Origin of the sequence: Thermanaerosceptrum fracticalcis, assembly GCF_000746025.2 — a bacterium.
GTDB lineage: Bacteria > Bacillota > Peptococcia > DRI-13 > DRI-13 > Thermanaerosceptrum > Thermanaerosceptrum fracticalcis.
In genome coordinates, this window is the sequence record NZ_CP045798.1 from 854,129 (window position 1) to 875,824 (window position 21,696).

Below are 21,696 nucleotides of genomic sequence, written 5' to 3' on the forward strand. Positions count from 1 at the left end.
TACCTCTTATTCTGAAACCTTATATCCGGTTTCTGCAAAAAATTGCTCTAATTTCTGTTTAGTTTCCTCATCTATAGGTTCATCAACAACTATTTTGATTTCCCTCCTGTCTTTGAATAAACTAGGATTTTTCTTAACTGGTATAATGCTTCTAACTTTTTGAAATAGTGCGGATGCGTTAGGTTCCAAGTAAATACTGATAGCATATCCGGTTTCCTCTTCCAGCTTGCTTAGCACCTGTTTATATGGCTCAGCTGCCTGGGGTGTGATAAATTGAACCCTTATGGAGCCCTCCACTAATGAGGTTTTATATATTTCTGCCCCTTCAGCCTTAAGCCTGTTCTTGATATGGTTAAACGCTGCATTAATCTCCATTTTGCCGCCGATTGTTTTTGGAATTTCCATTACAGTAGGTTGGGTTTCTGTTTGCACCTCAAGTTTCCATCCTGTCACCTTATTAAAGTCCAGCATTATTCTTTGCCACTGGTGTTGATCTGGATTACTCGCTGACATTACTTTTATTTTTACTTTATTTTCTTCCCGGTAAATTGATGGTTCTTTAACAAGCGAAACTCCCTCTGGCAGTAATTCTGCCAATTTCAATTTCAGCGCCTCCATGTTAGTTTCCTGATTAATCCGCCAGGTCCAACCGGTTTGCTTTAGCAAGTCAAGCAGCATGCTGTTTATTTCTTCCGGCAAGGCTTGCGGAAAGTAAAAATAAATTATCACTTCACCGGTCTCAGTATTCATCCCCACTTTATTCAAATCATAGTTTTTCAGGGCAGCAATAAATATTTCCCGTGCCTGATTCTGTTCCAAACACGAAAACCGTGGCTTTGCCAAGCCTGTCAGCTGTCTCCATGATCAAACACCTTAATTCGCAAGTCTTGCACAGAGGATTCCTCCTGGTTAAATAATAATTCTAACCAGTTATTATTGACATTTTCTGGCTGACTTTGTGACAAGGTCCCGCAGATACCAATAATGTCTTCCGCTTTTATATATACCTGTTCAGCCTGGCCAGGTATTTCAACATTGATCCCATAGTCATCCTGAGAGATGCAATAGGCCAAACATGGATTATTTCGATAGGTAACTGCAATTAACTTGTTTACCAAATTACCCAAATTATTCATTAGTTCTTTTCTTTTGCCTTGTAAAGCTATTTCCTCTTCAGACAAGGGAACCCAAATATTCTGATAAATTTCCTTAAACAAGCTGCTCTGTTTAAGTCTTGTCTGCAGCGAACCGGTATCACAACCTATTTTAGCTGCCATTTCATCCAAGTGATACTCTTTGATACCGCTGGAAAGTAAGGTGTTTTTCCAAAAGGCTGCCAGATCCCCTTCAGCAGCTGCTTTAGCGGTATTCTGCCTTCTCGTGTACTGACCAAATGTAAAATCCAACACCTCTCCATTATTTGGCAGGTAAACTGCCAAACGGTTTCTTAGGGCTGCTGCCAAAGCTTCCCTGGCCTCTGCCTGGCCATGGGTTAAGATGACTCTCTTCGGTTTGAGGGCTGTTAAAAACCCAAATATTTCTTGCTGATCGGCATGAGCAGAAAGATTATACTTTTCTACTCTACATTTGACAGTTATCTCCTGCCCGTTTAGCAAAATTTTTTTCTCATCAGCCGGCTTGTCCAATAATTCTATCAATCTTCTCCCAGGACTTTCTTCATCCTGATAGCCAGTTAATAAAATGGCATTCTTTTCACAGCTTAAGAGTTTTTCAGCATAATAGGCGCTGGCTCCGCCAGTTAACATCCCTGAACTGCTAATAAAACATGCGGGTTTTCCTGCCAAGGCTGCTTCTCGTTCATTTTTGACCGGGTTACCGATAGCCCTGACCGAGTCACTGTAAAATGGATGCTGCCCATTGTGAACCCTTTTTTGCAAGAATTTTGACAATTGGTTAATATGATTTAAATATACTGTATTTATACTTCTAACTAACCCATCAACCCATATTGGAAATTTTTCATTGTCCTTTTGTCTCAAACGGGCTAAACGAAGCAAATATAATATTTCTTGTGCCCGACCTTGTGCAAAAGCAGGAACCAGAACATGTCCACCATCTCGGATCACTTGAAAAATTTTAGTAACCAAATTGTTTTCTTCACGTTTACGATCCGCATGATGGCGGTCACCATAGGTAGCCTCGGTAATGACAAGATGGGGAGAAAATTTAGGTAATGCCGCCGGCATTATTGTTCTGGTCCCAGATACAGAAAAATCTCCTGTGAAAAGAACTCTTCCTACTGAGGTTTCCAAACCGATCATGGCAGCTCCTAGGATATGTCCTGCCTGAAAAAAATGCGCCTTTGTTCCGTCGGGCAACAACACAAAACTTCCCATGGGTACGGGCCGTAAACAATTCAATGCCTCTTTAACCAATTCCTCATCATAAAGGGGAACTTCTCCCTCTCGCATATCCATCACTTTGATGCTGTCAAACAAGAGGACACGGGTCAAATCGCACGTGGCAGGTGTGGCATAGATAGGTGTTCCCGGATAAAGATGGGATATCAATGGCAGTGCGCCAATATGATCAAAGTGAGAATGTGTCAAAAAAATGGCAGTCAGTTTTTTACCTTTTAGCAGGTCTTGCATTAATGCAAAATCTGGCAAAGGACGATCAGGACTAGCTTGTCTCTGACCACAATCCACCAAGTACGCACTAGCGCCGATTAAGAGTAAGTGAGCTGAAGCCCCTATTTCATCTGCTCCACCTAATGGTATATATTGCATCATATTATTTCACCTCATTTTAAATATCTACCCCGAAGTATTATTTTATAGATCCCTGCCGCCTCGTCCAGATCCAGCCATAGCCCGGGTGGCAGTTCTCCCTCGCAGTTGAGAGATACATCCTTATCCGCATCTTTGGGAACACTCGGCTTGATTGTGCTTAACGTGTGCTTATAGAGTTTCCATTGAACAAAATCATCCTTAGTTCATCTGCCAGTATCCCATCATTTTTCTTCTGTTCATCCTCGATTATTTCATTTGCTATCTTGTAAAAGCCCTCTTTATCTTCATGCTTGAAGCTGCTGAACAGCTTCTTGAGCAAATCTCCTCTTGCCATCTTCTTTCCCCTTTCCGAAAATATCCGTGGCGCCTTCACACTATAAGTCTTTCAACTCGGCAATGATGGCATTATCAACATTTCTTTGCAAACAGTATTCAATAAAACGCATTTTTGCCAGCCTGCTGGGGATGGTGCGTCCGTTCTCCCATCTGTTAATTGTTGAAAAGCTGATATTAAGATCACGCGCAAGTTGTTCTTGTGTAATTCCCAAGTATACTCGAATGGCTTTAACAATATCACTAAAATTCATAAACACACCTCCACAGTATACAGCGCAAGGTCACAGTAATAGGGCTTATCTCAAGACATAAGCAGCTTCCTTCAAGCTGTTTCGCCGCAATGATGGTTGTTCCAGAACCTGTAAAAGGTTCAAGTGTAATGCCGCCCTTATCGGAGTGCATCTTGGCCGTTTTTTGCGGCTTTTTCAGGCATGCCTGTATTCCTCTGTTCCGCGCAGCTTCCAGGGTTTGGCATTTTGCAGCCGCCTTAACCCCCCGCCTTGAATTTCGCGATTTTTTGTGCGCGACCGCGCGCCTGCTCTTGGCCGATTTCTCACAAGGTTTTAGGCCCCCTTCTGCTTGGTTAATGTTCGAATTTAGTTTGATTATTTTGTACGATTTATGGTATAATATAAATGCATATAGCGCAAACTTTTAAGAAGGAGGTTTTCATATGCTCATAACCGCTACCGAATTTAAAACCAATATAGGCAAATATTTAAAACTTGCGGCAAAGGAAGATATCATCATTACAAAAAACGGCAAACGTGTTGCAAAGCTAACCAATGCCTCTGAAGATAAAACCGATATTGTAAAATCGCTTATTGGAATACTGCCAAACACTATCTCTGAAAGCGAAGCAAGAGAGGAGCGGCTGTCGAAACATGAACGTCATGCTTGATACTAATGTTATTTTGGACGTGCTCGGCAAACGCGAACCTTTTGCCCAGAATTCTGCTCAGGTTTTAATACTTGCCGCAAAGGACAAGCTCTACGCTTCCATGACTGCAAACACTGTAACAGACATTTATTATCTTTCAAAAAAGTATCTTCAAGACCATGCAGCTGTCAAAAATGCCCTGCTGAATTTGATGGACATTTTAGAAGTTGTTGACGTTACGAAAGCAGACTGCGTCAAAGCCTTTGATTTGCCAATCAATGATTTTGAAGATGCTCTTCTTGCTCATTGTGCAAAACGCATGAAAGCTGATTATATCATCACGCGCAATGTAAAGGATTTTGCAGGCTCTCCAGTGGAAGCAATCACGCCAGAGGATTTCCTGAAGCGTTTCTCCCTTGATTAAGCATAACTCCCAATACCTGCCTTTTGTCTTCCCCAGCGCCCGTCTTGCTTGCTTAATTTTTCTTTGTTTCTCTGCAATAATTAAATCAAAGAAAATTTGTACATTATTTGTATACTCAGCATATACAAAAAATGGGTGAACACTTATACCTTATATAGCTCAACGGGGAGGTAATCCTATGTTGTAAAAAACGTATTTCCGTATCACAGAAACGGCCAGATAACCATTCCTATAGAATTTTTACTGTTTCGGCATTGCGGTCGCCATAATACAAGATAAACTGAGCCATAACATTGTTCCAGTCTTTAATCGGCATAGTCCATTTTTTGCTGATATCTATAGTTGCTAAATAGACAATTTTTCTTAAGGCATCATCAGTCGGATAAGCCGTTTTCGTCTTGCTTACTTATCTTAGAGGAATGACCCCTACTTCGTTTTATAGCAAAAATCTACGAAAATGCTACTGCATAACCCAAGATGCTTTGGAAGCGAATTACCTGGAAATACCTTAAACTCAAGCTGCCCAGTAACGTCAGTCATTTGCTATGGCAAAGCCTTTCAGTAAGCTTGGTATTGCGTCTTATACTCTTGTTATTGCTTACAGCCATTCCCACTGCTTTTTTTGTTCCTACAAGAATCATTAATTTTTTAGCCCTTGTAATGCAAGTATAAAGCAGATTTCTCTTCAGCATCATGTAATGCTGTATTGTGAAGGGAGCAACCACAATCTTATATTCGCTCCCCTGGCTCTTGTGTACGGTTGTAGCATAGGCAAGCACTACTTGGTCAAGCTCAGTTGCGTCATACTCCACAAAGTCTCCGTCAAAATTGATAACCAGCCTTCTTTCTTCCTGATCAATATGCGTAATGTTGCCAATGTCTCCATTAAACACATTCTTATCATAATTGTTTTTTATCTGCATGACTTTATCGCCAAGTTTAAAAACTGTTCCGCCATACCTGATGGAAAATTCCGATTTATTCAGCGCATCCTGCAGCACCATGTTGAGATTATGTGCACCGGTTTCTCCGCGCTGCATGGGACAAAGGACCTGAATATCTTTTATCGGATCAACCTTGTAGTATGCCGGGAGCCTCTTGGCGCAAAGCCCCCTGATGATTTGTACCACTTTTGCCGGATCTTCCTCTTCGATAAAGAAAAAATCGCTGTTCTTTCCTCCTTTAAGTTGGGGAAATTCTCCCCGGTTGATCTTATGGGCATTGGTGATGATGGCACTTCCCTGGGCCTGCCTGAATATTTTGGTGAGCCTGACCACATTGACAATGCCGGAATCAATGATATCCTTCAGCACGTTTCCTGGCCCCACAGAAGGAAGCTGGTCCACATCACCTACCAGGATGACGATTGTTTTGTCGGCTACTGCTTTTAACAAGTTGTACATCAGAATAATATCGACCATGGAAGTTTCATCGATGATAAGAACATCACATTCCAAGGGATTCTCAGCATTCTTTTTATAGCCCTCAGGAGGTTTGTATTCAAGAAGGCGGTGGATTGTTTTCGCTTCCATGCCGGTGGCTTCCGCCATTCTTTTGGCCGCCCTGCCTGTAGGTGCTGCCAGCAGCACCCTGGCGCCAAGCCGCTCGAAAACCTTGATGACGGCAAGGGTGGTAGTTGTTTTACCTGTTCCCGGGCCGCCTGTCAGAACCATGAACTTTGCAGCAGCCGCAGTCCTTATCGCTTCTTTTTGAACCTCATCATACAGGATGCCTTCTTCCCGCTCCACTGCCTCTATTACGTCCTGAACATCTAATCTTTGGTAAGGGCTCTTCACAGCAAGGATTTCTTTGATTCTTTTGGTTGCACCCACTTCACTATGATAAAAGGGGGGAAGAAAAATAACGTTATCTTCATCGGCTATGACTGTCTTTTCTGCAATCATTCTTTCAAGGGTCTCACCAATCAAAGGTTTTTCAAGCTCCAGCATCTTCTCTGCCTCATTTAAAAGCTGCTCTCTGGTAGCATAACAATGGCCTTCGTTGGCCAACTCATTTAATACATAAATAATCCCTGAGCGGCAGCGCTCAAAGGAATTCCTTTCAAATCCCAACTGTTGAGCAATTTTATCGGCGGTTTTGAAGCCAATGCCCCAAATATCATCTGCCAGCCTGTAAGGATTGGCTTTCACGATATCGATACTCTCATTGCCATAGGTTTTATATATTTTTACTGCATAAGCTGTAGAAACCCCGTTGTTTTGTAAAAAAAGCATGACATTCTTGATTTCTTTCTGTTCTTGCCATGCTTTCTTGATCATCTTCAGCCGCTTGTGACCAATTCCTTCAACTTCAATCAGGCGATCTCCTTCCTCTTCCAGAATTCGTAAGGTATCTTCCTTGAAATGGTTGACAATTCTTTTAGCATACACAGGACCAATACCCTTTATAAGCCCGCTTCCCAGATATTTTTCTATACCCGCAATAGTAGCTGGCATGGTTTCCCGGTAATCCTGTGCTACAAACTGCCTTCCATATTTACTATCCACCTTCCACTCGCCCTTTAAACGAACAATGGACCCGATATTTACAACAGCAAGATTCCCCACCACCGTAACAAGGTCAGAAAAACCCTTGGATTTTATTTTTATTACGCTGAAACCGTTTTCTTCGTTTTCATATGTGATTCGTTCAACAACACCGCTTAAATATTCCATACCAAGTCCTGCCAATCAGTCTAATAAGTAATATTCCAGCTGGATTTCCACCTACAATTGTATAAGGCGGCACATCCTTTGTCACTACTGATTTAGCTGCTGCAATAGCATTTAGCAAAATGACTTTTTCACGGTCTGCCGTCCCTTGTCGCAAGGGGATGGCATTATTTATATTGACTTCTAAAGGAAAAAAGGCCGCCTTCTTTGTAAGGTAGGCCACCTGAATACAGCAACTTATTTACTTAACTTTCGCAGTTGACAAATTTTTAGGTTTATGCTGCATTAAGGCACAACCGATTTTTAATAAAACTTGGTAATTTAGCCATGAATGCAGCCAGAAGCTGATCCACCATCAATTCCGAAAGAAATAAATTTTCCCGAAGTGTCTGGGTAAACAAGTCCAGAAAATAAAGAAACGCTTGGGTAAAATCGAGGTCTGTTACTTCATCACAAAACTGGTAAAAGATTTCTCCATGAGTCCGGCTGTCTTTCTGTTCCCGGTTCTCAACAGCTAAGAGCATGTAGCGAATGCAGACAATGGTAGTATGTGCAATCATGGCATCATAGGTGCGGGATTGGAATTCTTTGGCTAAGCGTAAAAATGACTTGCACATCTTAAAGTAAACTTCGATATCCCAGCGCAAACCGTAAATTCGAATGAGAACCAATATTTGATCCAGCATATCCAACATTACAGTAGTTCCTGGTTGTACGGCTTCCTTACGCCGATGCTCTCCCGGGGAACCTTGGGGAATATCCGGACCTTGCTCATAAAGACGGTTTTTCGGGTTAGCTGAACTCAGTAGAGCAAAGGCCAGTGGAATAAATGTAGCTCCATCCGTCCATCCGGCAGTAAATTTTCGAAAACCCTTAAAGTATCTCCCGGTAACATGGTCTTTAACTCGGGCAAGAAGTTCCACCTTTTTACTTCTATCCCGTGAATAGGCACTGTCATCGAACACAATAGTTCGGACCCGTTCTTTGGAAGTCAAAAGACTAAGGTAATCCTTTATAATTTGGGCTCCCAGCCTCAACTGAAATTGCCGCCAATCCGAACGAGGATCGTTCAAAAAGCGATACGTGGTGTCTTTGGCAAATTGAACCAACTCTTTGGATGACTGCATTGTCCGAAACATATTTTTATGGGTAAATACTAAAGCCAGAAGAAAATCGACGATACCAATTAAGGAAAACCCTTTAATTTTATTGAATCCAGACTCTTTTAACACACGAACCACATTGAATTGTTTTATGAACCGAGCGACTCTGGATTCTGTTTGGACCTTGTCATATAAATCTGATAAAATAGAGGTCAAGCGAAGCACCTTTCCTTTCATAATTTTGGTGTAGCTACCTCCATTATGCCAGGAAATACAGGTGCTTTGCTATTTTTATGGCAAAAATTTTATGCTACTACATTTGAGTGGATCAATCAACTGCGAAAGTTGAGTTAATAATATCTAAGAATCATATAGAAAAATAATATAAAATATTTATGTTGTCATAGATATAAACTATGATTTTCCACAGCATTTCTTGTATTTTTTTCCGCTTCCGCAGGGACATGGATCATTGCGCCCTACCTTAGGTTCTGAGCGCTTGTACGGCTTTAATTGGTAATCTTCCCCATCTTCATCTCCAGATTCAAATCTCTCCGGACATAGCTTTTTATATTTGTTAAACAACTTAGCATTATTTGGCATATGGCATACAATCCTCATTAACGTAAATCGAAAATCTACAATGCTGTGTACAAGCAATAACACAGGGTAGCTCTATTTTATAATCTTTTAAAAAACGACAATTCCTTTAAAATAACAAAAAGGCTACTAAGATAGTTTAATAATTATCTTTTAGAGCAAGAGGATTAGTCACCACACTTAGTCCGTTCATTTTTACAACATTGAAAAGAAGGAGTATTTTTTTCTATGATCAACCGCGTGCTTATTCCAGACTAGCGCGCAACTTTCAACTTGCAGCATAATCCGGGTACATCCAGCTTTTGCCGTGGTATAATGGGATTATACACAGGAGGTAGTTACTATGCCCTTTAGCCATAAACTCAATCATTTAATGGAAATCTTCGGAGTTTCAAACAACCGCCTGGCCAAGGCTTTATCCATCGATGCCTCCCTGGTCAGCCGCTGGCGGACAGGCAACCGCGTACCTGCCCAGGATAGTCCATACATAAAAAAAAATCGCCTTATACTTTTCAGAGCAGGCAAAGCTGGATTTTCAGAAGACTGCTCTCTGGGAAATTATGGGCCTGCCACCGGATAAATACAAAAAAACCGTCTTGCTGGCAGACCTGCTGCACCAGTGGCTCGCTGACCAGATTTTGCCCGATAACATGCTAATTGATAAATTTTTAGAAAAACTGCAAAATATAGATAATTTACGAGACTTTTGCCTTTACCCCAGGGAAGAAACAGCTGTCCCCGCAGCCGTGCCCCTAAAGGCGGAAGTGTTTTACGGCCTCGAAGGTAAACAGAAGGGTGTCCTCAAATTTTTATCCGCTGTTCTAAAACAAAAAGCCCCCTGCACCCTGCTTTTGTACAGCGACGAAAGCATGGAGTGGTTCAGGGACGACAGGGCCTTTCTTGCAAACTTTATTTCCTTGTTTTTTGAGGTGATAAAAAAAGGTAACAGAGTGAAAATCATCCACACCATCAGCCGCGACATTTCAGAGATGTTTGCCGCCATCGATTTCTGGCTGCCTTTTTACATGACAGGAGCCATTGAACCGTACTACTGCCCCAGGTACCGGGAACATTATTTCCGGAGAACAATGTTTATTGCTCCGGGAATTGCTTCCCTGACCTCCGCTACCCTGCACGGTCTGGAAAAGAAAGCCGCCAACCTCTTGAGCACTGATATTAATTTCATCAAAACTCTCACTTGGGAATTTAATGAATATTTAAACATGTGCCGGCCCCTTATGCGTGTCTTTGCCGGCACCAAATCAGCCCAACTGGAAAATCTTCTTACGGAATTTGCCGGGCAGGTCGGTGACTGTTTCAGGTTATCCAATGCCCTCTCTGTTAACACTATGCCGGAAGAACTTCTGGTCCGACTCCTGGACCGCTGGGTCTCCGATAAAAGAACCAAAGAAAAGATTCTTTCTGTCCAGAATACAAGGAAACAGGTTTTTATCAATAATCTCCGACATCATTATTACACTGAAATCATAACCCTGCCCTCTCCTCAGGAAATAAAATCCGGACAGGTCCCCGTAGAAATGCCGGAACTGGCCGGAACCCCTGTCCTCTTTTACTCTCCAAAGGAATATCAACTGCACCTTGAACACATCCTCCACCTGCTGGAAAGTTACAATAATTATCGACTATTTCTTTGCCACCGCAGCTTCCACCGGGACATCAGCCTGACGGTAAAGGACGAAACAGGTGTAATTATCATAAAAAAGGACCCGCCTTTTACCTTTTTTACCATCAACCAGCCAAACATGACCAACGCCTTTTACTGTTACCTGGAAGACTTTATTAACGGCATCCCCCTGAAAAGTAGGGACAAACTGGAAGTTTTATCTTTGTTAAAAGCTCTTTGCCACGATATTGGAAAGAACGGCCCTTGACCTTCCGGGCAAGGGCCGTTCTTTCTTTTCATTTCTATTTTCCCCCGGGGGGAAGCCCCTGGAGGGAATTAATCAGGATGGTAAAAAGCTCGCTGCCGGACATGGTTTCAATAGTAATGTCATCCATATAGGCATCTACATAGAGCAAATTATGCATGCCGCAAAAGATGACATAACATTCATGGCATTGTGGGCTGATAAGGTTTGGGTCAACTCCCTTTCCCTCTCGGCAAGCTGCTTTAACCTTTCTTCAATATTTTTCACATCATTATTCCTGCTCCCGTAGCCTTTTAAGGCCGCTTCCAGCAGGGCTTTTTCCTCTTTTACGGCAATGTAATCCACCTGCCTTTGCTTGACCCACTGGCTTTGGGCTTCAAGTTCTGCCTCCTTCTGGGCTTTGTCAACCTGCAGCAGGTATTTTTCATAGTCTTTTTGTTGAATGGAATTTTCTAAATATTTTATGTGTTCCTCATACTGATTTTTCAAGATTTTGTAGCCGGGGTCACTTTTATCCGCCGTTTTTTCCCCTTCATCCCATTGTTTTTTTATGCTGGCCAGTTCAGCCAGGAGTTTGCTTTTTTCCGCCTCCGGCATTTTTTCCGCTTCAGTGTACCCTTCCAATAAAATGAGGGGTGCGTCCAACAAAAGCCCTACAGCAAAGCCCGTGAAGAGGACAAGGCCGTGGTCGTCGGTATAAGGAATTTTTCTCTGCAGCAGGCGGGATAAATCCTTGCTGGCCAGCCTGGCAAATTTAAAAAGCCAGGTTTTCTTCCCTTCCCCTATGAGATAACTGACCGCAAAAGAAATCAACAGCACGACAAAATACTTGTCAATCTTATTACGGGCCTCAGGGAAACGGCTGTAGTTGGCAAAATTATTGGCGATAATCAACCCTACGCCACCCCCGGCCAGTAACAGAGCATAGGACTTTTCCCGCAAGGCTTCATAAGCCTTTTTAAATTCAGGTACCATGTCTTTGATAGGCTGGAGGGCTTTAGCCCAACCTTCCTCCCTAAGTAAAAAAAGAACCGTTTGCCGAAGGTAAAAACAATGACCACTAACAGCCAAACTTACAAAAAACTCCAGCCCAATCTCGGTAATATGCAGGAAGAAAAGATCATAGGCCTTATTCAAGAAAATCCTTCAATAATGGTTCGTCCCATTCTGACAGACGGTCAACATTTAATTACCGGCTTTAAGGAAACTGTTTATCAAACTTTTCTGGAACAAATAACTTTCAAAGGATAAAGAAAATATGGCAATTGTAAACGTGGGAAAACTTTTTGCCAAAAACAGCTTCCAAGGACGCAATCACACCGTACAAATCAACAGGTTCTTGCAAGGTTCCAATAAACGCCTCCTTTTCTGTCCTGATTTCCAGTTCCATGGGTGAACCCGCAAAAATAGCAATTGATTTGACATTCGCGCAAGGAATAATATTTATTACATTCCTCGATTTTTTGCGACTTTGAACAAAGGTTAGCGATTCATCTGTTATTGTCAGTATATATGGCTCAGACTTGAAAAAACCAGTTTTCAAATTTAGTTTGAAATGTATTAGGGTATCACCCATTACCTTCACCTCATAGGTTAACAATACTAGTATCTGGCATATAAAAACAATAAGACCGGCACTTTTGTCATTGACATTTTCTTTGTCATGGGTTAGTGACAAAATTGTTGTATCAAAAGTAAACCCCGGGGTTACCCCAGGGTCGCTAATCTTAATAGCTATTCACATTCATTCATATACCGCACACAGTTCCTGCCGGCAGCCTTTGCCTCATACATCATGTTGTCTGCCTTATTCACCAATGTATCAACCGTGTCCCCCGGACAGTAACCGGCAACTCCGAAACTGGCATTTATACGACCTACGCCCGGTATATCCATTTTGCTTAAACTTTCCCGCAGTTCTTCCGCTAAACAGGCCGCATTTTTTACTGTTGTATCCGGCCAGAAGTATAACAAATTCCTCCCCGCCCCAGCGGGCCAGGGTATCTATTTTGCGGATCCTGTTCTTAATCAATTCAGCCATGCTTTTAACGTCTCCCCGTAATCGCAAAAGCTGTAAATTTATTTCCACAGGATACAGGGAACCGTCCTTCCGGCGGTGCACTGTGTTAAATAAGACCTGCTCCTGTTCCCCGCTGACCAGAGGGGAAAGGAGTTCCCTGAAGCTCTGCAGGTTAAGTTCGGGCTTGAGATCAAGGGGTGTCATGGTGTTCAGTTCTTCGATTGTATATCCCAGGTTTTTTCTGGCAGCGCGGTTTACAGCAACAAATTTTAAGGACTTCGGATGAAAAATATAGAGTTCATTCAAGGAGTTTTCAAAAAGCCGCTCAAACATTCTGGCATGGGTATTTGCTTCATGATGTTTCAAAGCCATTTCCACTGTGGATAGCAATGCAGCTTTATCTATGCCTTTTAACACGAACCCATAAGCCTTAACCTCTTTTATTTTATCAATAATTTCCCCGGATGTGTTGGCGGTGAGAAATACAACGGGAATATCCCGGGATTTAATTATTCTGCGGGCGTCATCTATTCCGTCCATTTCCCCCGCCAATTCGATATCCATCAGAACCAGGTCCGGCGGAAAGCCGCCACTTATCTTTTGCACCGCTTCTTCCCCTGTAATAGCGGTTTCTATCTCATACCCGCATTTATGCAAGAAATCTTCTACAATCTTAGCAGTTAAGCGGCTGTCTTCCACCAGCAGTATCTTCTTATTTTTTTTGCATATTATCTATTCGCATTTATTACCACCCAAAATTATCGCTTTACTCCACCAATTATTTACAGTTTAAACCTCGCCACAGAGAACTCAGCTTCTCGGCCATTTACGCCTGAGCCTGGGCAGTTTGGGCTACCCCTTCCAGAGCTTTGGCAGTTTTTGTAACATTATTGGCAATTTCCTGAGAAGAAGTGGCTTCTTCAATGGCTGCCGCCACTCCTTCAATGGCGGTATTCACTTCACCGATGGATGAGGCAATTTGGGAAGCTGCGGCGGCAAATTCTTCGGTAAGGGCTTTGACAAACCGCGCGTCTTCTGCATACTGTTCACCGGTTTTTTCCAGCATATCATAATCGGGAGCTACTTTATCATCGATAAATTGAAGGATCTCCCCTGCATTGGCAGTGAGTTTATCAACGGCTGCCCGTACTTTTTGGATGACATTTTGGATGCTGCTTGCCGTCTGGGCCGAATGAATGTTCGACCAGCTTTCTCACCTCTTCCGCCACCACGGCAAAGGGTCATCTGTCAGCAGAATGTCCTTCACATTCCCCCGCATCCTTTGATATGATTCTACAATAATTGCCATTTCACCTAAAGGGACTGTCATCGTTTCGTAAAGTTTTATGTCCAGATTGTCAATTTTTCTGATGTTGTGCACTCCGAAGCTGCCTAAAGCTAAGGCAATAAAGGCAACGACTAAAAAACCGCCGATGAGCTTGGTGCGTATTTTTAAGTTGTTATACCAATTCACTGGAATGCCTACTTATTTCTTAAAATTCTTAGCTTTTAAAACTGTCATCAAATGTTCAATACATCCCCTTTCCTTAATAAACGCCAGAAATATTTCAACCGCATCAGGATCAAACTGCGTCCCCGCATTTCTTTTTATCTCAGCAATTGCCTCTTTCCTGCTCATGGCTTTGCGGTACGTACGGTCGCTGGTCATGGCGTCATAAGTGTCCGCCACAGCCAAAATGCGGCAGAGTAAAGGTATTTCTTCTCCTTTTAATCCCCGGGGATATCCCTGTCCGTCCCAGCGCTCATGGTGGCACAGGATGTAGTCGGCAATAGAAGCCAGCTCCGGGGTATTTTGAGCAATGCGGTAACCGATTTCGGGATGTTTTTTTATCTCCTCCCATTCTGCGGAAGTCAAAGGTCCGGGCTTTTGTAAGACACTTTCTTTAATACCCACTTTGCCGATGTCATGCAGTACTGCCAGCAGAGCCAATTCATCCAGTTCTTTGACGGAAAGCTTCATTCTTCTTCCTATCATCAGGCAATAATTTTTCAGGCGTTCGGCATGTTCCTTCGTTTCTGTGCTTTTGGCATACAGGGTGGCAAGGAGGGTATTGATAATGGCGCTACGGTAACTTTTGCCCTCCATTAATTTTCTGCGGTACATCCATTCCTCGGCTTCTTTGATAGTTTGCCTAAGGATTTCTGATTCTTTTGTCCTCACTGCATAACCCATGGCTATGCTCAATTGCACCTTTCCGCCGCTTACTTGCAAACACCTGTTTTTGATCCTCTTCATGATTTCTTCTGCAGTTTTGGCCGTAGTCCGGGGCAGCAGGATGAGGAATTCGTCCCCGCCCCAGCGGGCGATGATGTCTTCTTTGCGGCAGCTTTCCTTTATGATCTCTGCCGCTTTTTTCAAAAGCTTGTCCCCCTCTTCGTGGCCGAAGACATCGTTAGCCAGTTTCAGCCCGTTGACATCCCCTATGATTACCGCCAGGGGCAGTTCCCGGGACATATCCAGCCGCTTGACTTCTTCTTCTATGAACCTGCGGTTGTAAAGGCCGGTCAGTGGGTCATGGTAGCTCAGGTAGAGGATTTTTTCCTGCTTTTCTTTTTCCTGGGTAACATCGCGGAAAACCATGACTACACCGAAAGTTTGACCTTTCTCGTCTTTGATGGGAGCTGCACTGGCAGCGATAGGGATCTGGCGACCTTCTTTATTGATCAGTGCTGTATGGTTAGCCAAGCCGATAGTTTTTCCCGTCCGTAGCACTTTAGCTACCGGTTCTTCAACCTCTTGGCCGGTATTTTTACTGATCAGCTTGAACACCTCTGCAAAGGGCCTGCCTTTTGCTGCTTCTTCACTCCAGCCCGTTATTTCTTCCGCTGCCCTGTTAAGGGCCGTTATCCTGCCTGCCTGGTCGGTGGTGACCACGCCGTCGCCGATGGAAAGGAGGGTGGTACGCAGCAGTTCTTTTTCCCGGTGCAGTTCTCCTTTATACTTCTCCCGGTCAGTAACATCAAAGATAATGGAAAAAAGCAATTTCCTTCCGCTATGAGTTACAGGGCAGAAATAAACGTCAACCAGCCTGATTTCCCCGCTCTTCAAGCGGTGAGGAAAAACAAAATACCTCTCTTTTCCCCGGAGGGCCAGAAGCCGCAGTCTTTCTACCTCTTCCTTGGGCAGCATGTTGATGTCCTGGATATGCATGCTAATGAGTTCTTCCCTGGTATAGCCGTAAAAAGCACAGGCAGCGGGGTTGGCTTCCACAATTTTGCCGGTTATTGGCTCGATGAGGAGCATGACAGCGGTATGTTCATTGAACATGGTCTGCAGGCGGCGGAGGAGTTCTTCCCTTTCTTTTTCTGCCTTTTTCTGCAACGTGATATCTTTGCTTGCGCCCACCAGGTATTTTGCTTTTCCATTTTCAAATACAGGAGTGAGGCTTGTCAGCCAAACTCTTTCACCAGCGGGAAGCTCGAGGGTTTCTTCATAAATTATGGCCGTCCCGGCCTCCACGCACCGCCGGTAGTTAACCTCAATATTTTCGCCTATTTCTTTCCCTGCCAGTTCAACAGGGGTTTTGTCATGCAGTTCCTCCAGACTGAAACCTGTCAATGTCTGATGGGCGGCGTTATTTCTGATGTAGCGGAATTCACCGTTTTCCACCCTTACAAGGAACATGGCGTCCTGGGTGCCTTGGAACACGGTTTCCAGTTCTGTGGCCAATTCTCGAATCTTTTGTTTTTGCATCTCTAAAGTTTGTATACGTTCCATTTCCAAGGTGATGTCCTGAAAAATGGTAGTGAAATACCCTTTTAGAGGAGCAAAAGCGGTTATTTTATACCAGCGCCCCAGAGGCTCTGTATATTGAGTGAAATCCTGCCTTTCGCCGGTCAAGGCTACCTTGCCGTAAAAATCCACCCAGTCAAAACCGCTGCTTCTGATGCCTGGCAGGACTTCCGTCACCCTTTTCCCAAGGATAGCTTCCCTTCTTAACCCGGTCATTTCTTCAAAAGCAGGATTTATATCCAGAAAGATATAGTCTTTGGCTTCGCCCCGGTCATTTAGCAATATTTTGTGGTAAGCATAGCCGAAGGGCGCCTGCCGCAAAATTTCCTGCATAAATTTTTCTTCCATCCTTTACCCTCCTATCCTGGTCCGGAAGTTCTTTATATCTAAGGTACTGATATATACGGCTGCGGAAGTTGTATAGTGTTTTTTCGCTAGGTTTATTTCGGCTTTTGTCATAAAAAAATCCTCCTCATTTCGTGTTCTGAGGAAGATTATCCTACAATCCCTATCATGAAACCAGGTGGGTAAAAAACCTCTACTTTCTGCGCTGGAATCAAGCATGTATTATATGTCTTGTTCTAATTTCTTATGTAGTTCTCCAGTATGGTAGTTGTAATACCCTATTTGGCTCTCCCCCAGGATTTCTGCAAGAGATGTTATTGGAAAAATAATAACGGTATTATAATTTTTCTTCTGAGAAGTATATCTACCTCTATAGCAGAGTCCAGAGAACTTCGGATGAAAAAATACATTTTCTACAATAAATTCTTGATTTGCGTTATGAAGTGTCAAACCTACACTTCCCGGCATTATTACTCTTTCAAAAGAATGTAACGCTGGCTCAACAATCTCTGCAACGTCAAAAGAAATAGGCACCCCACTTTTCTTTGAACATTCATACAACTTTTTTAGTGCTTCCAGGGTTACTTCATCAACGTCAACTTCATTATCAAGATTTGCGATATCCAAAGCCTGATGCATCACTCTCTCCATAAAATTTGATGCACTTATATCACCTCTTCAGACTAATAAGGGGAGGGACACACCTGCTTAATTTGGTAGTTCTAATTCTATTTTTACGGTGTGAACAGACATGGTTTTCTCATCGTAAAATAATACAATGCTTTTATAAGATTATACCATAGGCCCCTTTCAATCTCAATTGCCTATAGTCTTGACCATAGTATCGATTGCCTCTTTGCCGAAATCCTTTTGTTTGAACATATTAAGATTGGAAAGCTTCACCGGGGCCTTGTCAGGTTTTGTAACAATTAGTTCAGGGGGTTAACAAATTATGCATTTTCGGCGGAATGGTGCCTGGAATAGTGGAGCGTGCCCACCTCTAAGAAATGAAAAAGTCCCCGGTATGGGGACTTTCGTGCTAGGCTTTATGTTCCGCGGATAGATTGACGGGCCGGAAGGGTGAGATGGTAGAAATGGCATGTTTATAGACCATTTGCTGCTTGCCTTCCATTTCAAGAATAACGGTAAAATTATCGAAGCCTTTAACATTGCCTTTTAATTGAAAACCGTTAACAAGGTAGACTGTCACGGGGATGTTGTCTTTTCTGACCTGATTTAAAAATGAATCCTGCAGGTTTATTTGTTGTTTTGTCATACTGTGTCCCTCCGAAACTTAGATAACTTCTCTTTTCTATTCTACATCATTATGGATAGTCCTGCTAAATAAAGAAACTATTTCGGGAATTAATTCTTCAATATTCTTTTGGGGATCAACATTAAACCAGTTAATGCGGGGATCCCGGCGAAACCAGGTTAACTGCCGCTTGGCGAAGTGACGTGTGTCCCTTTTGATGAGGTATACGGCGTGGTCTAAATCATATTCGTTTTTCAGATACCCAATAATCTGCCGGTAGCCTATCCCTTGCAGTGCCGGAAGTTCCGGGGAATATCCTTTGGCCAGCAGTTCACGAACCTCCTCGACTAATCCCTCCTCTATCATCTGGTCTACTCTCTGGTTAATTCTTTGATAAAGTATGGAGCGCTCCATGGTTAGACCGATAAAAAATGTATTGTATTTTTGTTTATTTTTAAGGAAAGCACTTTTATTCCGGGAAATGGGCCTTCCCGTTTCTGCAAAATATTCCAACGCCCTGGTAACCCGCTTAAGGTCATTGGGATGGATTTTTTTCGCTGAGTCCGGATCTATCTCTTTCAGTAAGTTATGAAGGTATTCTTTACCATAGGTTTCAGCCAATGTGTAAAATTTCTTACGTTGTTCTGTAATATCCTTTTGTTCCGTGAATTCATAGGGGTCTATTACCGACTGGATGTAGAGCCCTGTGCCACCTACAATCATGGGAAACTTATTTTTGGCCCTGATAAGACTGATATGTTCTTCGGCCAGTTTTTGAAATTCAGCAACACTAAAGGATTCATCAGGATTTTTAATATCGATGAGATAATGGGGAATACCTTTCATCTCTTCAGGTTTTATTTTGGCTGTACCTATATCCATACCGCGGTATACCTGCATAGAATCCCCGGAAATGATTTCCCCTTTTAATTGAAAGGCCACTTCCACACCAAGTTTAGACTTGCCCACAGCTGTAGGTCCTACAATCACGATGACGGGTAACAAGTAATGCTCCCCTTTCCTATTGTTACCAAAGTTTTGGTTTTTCACTCATTCTTTTCCCAAACACCATAAGCAATGGGACTATATTTACCGCCGACAACATAATCAGGGCTAAGCCTTAAGAATTCTAAGCCGCCTGCCATTTCCTTGACGACCACCCGGAATTTTGCCACACGTAACGCCTCATGAATAGACCCTTGCTCCAGGGGATGATGATTGGCTAGGGGCCGTAAAGCATTCATGGATGGTGAGTTATGAAGGGCTTTACGGAACATGGGGTCAAAATATACTACCTCATAGCGGTCATCGGGCTGGTTCTTTAAGTATTCTTCATATCTTTGATTAATCACGGTTATTCGGGATAAAAGGGCTTTGACATGGGTGTTCTGACCGTTAAAATTCTCAAGTCCCCACCTGGTGATAAAAGCAATATATTTACTGGATTCCAGTCCGGTGACGTGTCCCTCGCTTCCTACCCCATAGGCGCTCACCAGAGCATCAGAGCCAAGCCCCAGGGTACAATCCAGTACGTGATAGCCTGGCTTTAGTTTCATTGCCTCCAACATGGGGTCATTTTTCCCTTCTCTTAAGGCTTTTAAACGGGGAACGGCCATACTGGGATGCCAGAACAGGACCTCTTTTCCTTTGAGGATTACCTGATTTTGTTCAACCACCAGCAAGTAATCCAGCTCATATATCTCTTTTAATTTTTGCAGGCTATTCTTAGCCCGGGGTATGTATGGTATATCTAATTCTTCAGCAATCTTCACAGCCCGATCAATTAACGCTGGGAGTTCACGGGAGGTAGTAACTGCAACTTTCAGGTGTATGCTCCCCCTTTCTTTAGATTCGCCGAAAAGCTTTGAGAATTTCTGTATGCGTTAGACGATAAAAAATCGGTCTGCCGTGGGGACAGGTTGAGGGATGATCGGTATTTTTTAAGTCATGGAGGAGACCGGTCATCTCGGCAAGAGTCAGTTTCTGGTTGGCTTTTACGGCCCCTTTACATGAAGCGACGAGCAAAACTTCTTTCTTAATGTCTGCAGGTGTTAATTTTTTTACCTTATTGCTTAACTCCTGCAGGAGTTGGAAAAAGAAATCTCCCGGGTCCTCGTCGACACCGGTGGGAACGGCACGGAGAAGGTAACAGCGTGGGCCGAAATACTCCAAGATAATTCCCAGGTCGTTTAAGAGCAGGATGTGTTCTACGATGAGTTCTTCCTCCATCGCAGTCAGTTGAAGGGTTACAGGCTGTAAAAGAAGCTGGCTTTCTACCGTACCGCTTTCCGCCTGTTTCAGCAGTCTTTCATAGAGAATCCTTTCATGAGCCACATGCTGGTCAATAATATAGAGACCATCCTCACCCTCGGCCAGGATAAAGGTATCGGCCATCTGGCCAATAATCTTTAAGAGGGGCAAATCTTCTTTCGCAAAGCCGCCAGTATGATGTTGGAAAGCGGGTACTTCCTCTTGGACCTGTGCAGGGGGTGTATGAACGGGCTTTTCCACGTCATCTTGATAACTGAATTTACTTTCTTCTTCGTTTTCCTCCTGTTTTATGGGAACAGCCTGGCCCTGCCAGTTGTAAAAATCCTGCCATGATTCCTGGCTGGGAAGTGGTTTGGGGCTGAAGGAAGCCGGTTCTTTTATGGAAATAAGAAATTTAGGAAGGCTTAAATTTGTTTGTAAATTATCTTTCAGCAGTAAGCATAAATCTTTACTAAAAGAGGAATCGCGTATGCGTACCTCCAGTTTACTGGGATGAACGTTCACATCGATTAAAGAGGGTTGTAAATTAATATGCAGTACGGCCACAGGAAAACGTCCTTTGGGTAAGGTATTTTCGTAGGCCTCTTCCACTGCTTTCATCAATTCCCTGGAGATGATCCGCCTGTGATTTATAAAAAAATGAATGGCCGACCTGTTTACTTTGTGGTATGTAGCTCCTGTGACGAACCCCTGGACATGGCCCTGGGAGGCTTTTCCTTCAATTTTAATTAACGCTTCTCTTACATTATTGCCATAAAAATGGGTAAGTAAATCCTCCAGGCGGTTGATTCCCTTGGTATTCAGGACATCCCTTCCCTGGTTCAGCAAGCGGAAATTGATTTCGGGATGGCTGAGGGCCAGTTGCAGCAGGAGTTCATGAATCAGGCTCCCCTCATAACCCGGTGGACGCAGGAATTTGCGGCGGGCCGGCGTGTTGTAGAAGAGGTCGGTAACAGAAACTGTGGTCCCCACCGGTGACCCCGCCGGGGTAATTTCTTTGATATCCCCGCCTTCTATGCGCAGTTTGGTTCCTGCCGGGGCCTCTTTTTCACGGGTAAAAATTTCCACTCTGGCTACTGCGGTGATGCTGGGAAGAGCTTCTCCCCTAAAACCTAAGGTATAGAGGTTCTGCAAATCATCTATGGACTGGAGTTTGCTGGTGGCGTGTCGCTTGATGGCAAGGCAAAGGTCCTCTTGGGACATGCCCACACCATCATCGCTGACTCGAATGAGCGTCAGACCGCCATCGCGAATTTCCACCAGAATATTTTGGGCTCCCGCATCTAAAGAATTCTCCACTAATTCTTTTACAACAGATACAGGCCTTTCTATGACTTCTCCTGCGGCGATTTGGTTGGCTGTTAGTTCATCGAGGAGGTTTACTTTGGGCAAAT

Annotated in this window: 23 protein-coding genes and 2 pseudogenes; 5 read left to right on the forward strand and 20 right to left on the reverse strand. The window is 43.3% G+C overall.

The features are described 5' to 3' along the window. Nucleotides 1-6: 6 nt before the first annotated feature. The 5 genes from BR63_RS04500 to BR63_RS04520 all read right to left on the reverse strand — a co-directional run bounded on the left by BR63_RS04500 (nt 7) and on the right by BR63_RS04520 (nt 3,491). Nucleotides 7-819, reverse strand: coding sequence for a hypothetical protein (locus BR63_RS04500; RefSeq protein WP_153801987.1), 813 nt, complete (start codon nt 817-819; stop codon nt 7-9). A 29-nt stretch (nt 820-848) separates the two neighbouring features. Next, complete coding sequence (locus BR63_RS04505) at nt 849-2,753, reverse strand: MBL fold metallo-hydrolase (protein ID WP_051965381.1); 1,905 nt, start codon at nt 2,751-2,753, stop codon at nt 849-851. Between the two features lie 157 nt (nt 2,754-2,910). Then, nucleotides 2,911-3,087, reverse strand: a complete 177-nt coding sequence (locus BR63_RS04510) for a hypothetical protein (protein ID WP_243270064.1) — start codon at nt 3,085-3,087, stop codon at nt 2,911-2,913. Between the two features lie 40 nt (nt 3,088-3,127). Then, complete coding sequence (locus tag BR63_RS04515) at nt 3,128-3,340, reverse strand: helix-turn-helix domain-containing protein (RefSeq protein ID WP_034419912.1); 213 nt, start codon at nt 3,338-3,340, stop codon at nt 3,128-3,130. Next, the gene (locus BR63_RS04520) at nt 3,330-3,491 is read right to left on the reverse strand and encodes a DNA methyltransferase (RefSeq protein ID WP_243270065.1); all 162 of its coding nucleotides are present in this window, start codon (nt 3,489-3,491) and stop codon (nt 3,330-3,332) included. The genes BR63_RS04515 and BR63_RS04520 overlap by 11 nt, the downstream gene beginning before the upstream one ends. 271 nt (nt 3,492-3,762) lie before the next feature. Between BR63_RS04520 and BR63_RS04530 the strand changes: the two genes are divergently transcribed. Next, entirely contained in the window at nt 3,763-3,990 is a 228-nt protein-coding gene (locus BR63_RS04530) for a type II toxin-antitoxin system Phd/YefM family antitoxin (RefSeq protein ID WP_034419910.1), read from the forward strand. After that, nucleotides 3,974-4,393: a PIN domain-containing protein gene (locus BR63_RS04535; RefSeq protein ID WP_034419909.1), complete on the forward strand. Its 420-nt coding sequence runs from the start codon at nt 3,974-3,976 to the stop codon at nt 4,391-4,393. The genes BR63_RS04530 and BR63_RS04535 overlap by 17 nt, the downstream gene beginning before the upstream one ends. A 536-nt stretch (nt 4,394-4,929) precedes the next feature. On the opposite strand, the gene recD2 is transcribed toward BR63_RS04535, so the two are convergent. The 3 genes and pseudogenes from recD2 to BR63_RS04550 all read right to left on the reverse strand — a co-directional run. Continuing rightward, nucleotides 4,930-7,068, reverse strand: a complete 2,139-nt coding sequence (gene recD2, locus BR63_RS04540) for an SF1B family DNA helicase RecD2 (protein ID WP_034420004.1) — start codon at nt 7,066-7,068, stop codon at nt 4,930-4,932. Between the two features lie 731 nt (nt 7,069-7,799). Beyond that, a pseudogene (locus tag BR63_RS19955) lies at nt 7,800-8,405 on the reverse strand (transposase); the annotation flags it as partial. A gap of 177 nt (nt 8,406-8,582) precedes the next feature. Continuing rightward, a pseudogene (locus BR63_RS04550) lies at nt 8,583-8,678 on the reverse strand (SEC-C metal-binding domain-containing protein); the annotation flags it as partial. A gap of 433 nt (nt 8,679-9,111) precedes the next feature. Between BR63_RS04550 and BR63_RS04555 the strand changes: the two are divergent. Together BR63_RS04555 and BR63_RS04560 are read left to right on the forward strand one after the other, a co-directional pair. After that, nucleotides 9,112-9,348, forward strand: a complete 237-nt coding sequence (locus BR63_RS04555; protein WP_034419905.1) for a hypothetical protein — start codon at nt 9,112-9,114, stop codon at nt 9,346-9,348. After that, nucleotides 9,329-10,660: a hypothetical protein gene (locus BR63_RS04560; protein WP_034419903.1), complete on the forward strand. Its 1,332-nt coding sequence runs from the start codon at nt 9,329-9,331 to the stop codon at nt 10,658-10,660. Before BR63_RS04555 ends, BR63_RS04560 begins: the two co-directional genes overlap by 20 nt. Before the next feature lie 135 nt (nt 10,661-10,795). Here the strand turns inward: BR63_RS04560 and BR63_RS04565 are convergent, their stop codons facing one another. Continuing rightward, nucleotides 10,796-11,794 carry a hypothetical protein gene (locus BR63_RS04565; RefSeq protein WP_187142901.1) on the reverse strand — a complete coding sequence of 333 codons (999 nt, stop codon included), beginning with the start codon at nt 11,792-11,794 and terminating at the stop codon, nt 10,796-10,798. Here BR63_RS04565 and BR63_RS19960 point away from each other — a divergent pair. Then, nucleotides 11,762-11,908, forward strand: a complete 147-nt coding sequence (locus BR63_RS19960; protein ID WP_420825501.1) for an arsenate reductase family protein — start codon at nt 11,762-11,764, stop codon at nt 11,906-11,908. The genes BR63_RS04565 and BR63_RS19960 overlap by 33 nt on opposite strands. On the opposite strand, the gene BR63_RS04575 is transcribed toward BR63_RS19960, so the two are convergent. The 11 genes from BR63_RS04575 to mutL all read right to left on the reverse strand — a co-directional run bounded on the left by BR63_RS04575 (nt 11,898) and on the right by mutL (nt 21,694). After that, entirely contained in the window at nt 11,898-12,233 is a 336-nt protein-coding gene (locus BR63_RS04575) for a hypothetical protein (protein WP_034419898.1), read from the reverse strand. The genes BR63_RS19960 and BR63_RS04575 overlap by 11 nt on opposite strands. Nucleotides 12,234-12,391: 158 nt before the next feature. After that, complete coding sequence (locus tag BR63_RS19460) at nt 12,392-12,553, reverse strand: GGDEF domain-containing protein (RefSeq protein ID WP_420825492.1); 162 nt, start codon at nt 12,551-12,553, stop codon at nt 12,392-12,394. Then, a complete protein-coding gene (locus BR63_RS04580; RefSeq protein ID WP_420825493.1) occupies nt 12,480-13,376 on the reverse strand; it encodes a response regulator in 897 nt (298 codons plus the stop codon). The genes BR63_RS19460 and BR63_RS04580 overlap by 74 nt, the downstream gene beginning before the upstream one ends. Before the next feature lie 127 nt (nt 13,377-13,503). After that, nucleotides 13,504-13,743: a hypothetical protein gene (locus BR63_RS04585; RefSeq protein ID WP_034419897.1), complete on the reverse strand. Its 240-nt coding sequence runs from the start codon at nt 13,741-13,743 to the stop codon at nt 13,504-13,506. A gap of 147 nt (nt 13,744-13,890) precedes the next feature. Next, the gene (locus tag BR63_RS04590; protein WP_034419895.1) at nt 13,891-14,151 is read right to left on the reverse strand and encodes an MCP four helix bundle domain-containing protein; all 261 of its coding nucleotides are present in this window, start codon (nt 14,149-14,151) and stop codon (nt 13,891-13,893) included. A 12-nt stretch (nt 14,152-14,163) separates the two neighbouring features. Then, nucleotides 14,164-16,779, reverse strand: coding sequence for a PAS domain S-box protein (locus BR63_RS04595; RefSeq protein WP_051965380.1), 2,616 nt, complete (start codon nt 16,777-16,779; stop codon nt 14,164-14,166). Between the two features lie 219 nt (nt 16,780-16,998). Next, nucleotides 16,999-17,415: a hypothetical protein gene (locus BR63_RS04600; RefSeq protein WP_034419893.1), complete on the reverse strand. Its 417-nt coding sequence runs from the start codon at nt 17,413-17,415 to the stop codon at nt 16,999-17,001. A gap of 400 nt (nt 17,416-17,815) precedes the next feature. Then, nucleotides 17,816-18,052 (reverse strand): RNA chaperone Hfq, encoded by a 237-nt coding sequence (hfq, locus tag BR63_RS04605; protein WP_034419891.1) that lies wholly within the window; start codon nt 18,050-18,052, stop codon nt 17,816-17,818. Nucleotides 18,053-18,088: 36 nt separating this feature from the next. Beyond that, nucleotides 18,089-19,081, reverse strand: coding sequence for a tRNA (adenosine(37)-N6)-dimethylallyltransferase MiaA (miaA, locus tag BR63_RS04610; RefSeq protein ID WP_051965379.1), 993 nt, complete (start codon nt 19,079-19,081; stop codon nt 18,089-18,091). Then, nucleotides 19,078-19,803, reverse strand: a complete 726-nt coding sequence (locus tag BR63_RS04615; protein ID WP_051965378.1) for a class I SAM-dependent methyltransferase — start codon at nt 19,801-19,803, stop codon at nt 19,078-19,080. The genes miaA and BR63_RS04615 overlap by 4 nt, the downstream gene beginning before the upstream one ends. 73 nt (nt 19,804-19,876) lie before the next feature. Further along, entirely contained in the window at nt 19,877-21,694 is a 1,818-nt protein-coding gene (mutL, locus tag BR63_RS04620; protein ID WP_034419886.1) for a DNA mismatch repair endonuclease MutL, read from the reverse strand. Nucleotides 21,695-21,696 lie beyond the last annotated feature (2 nt).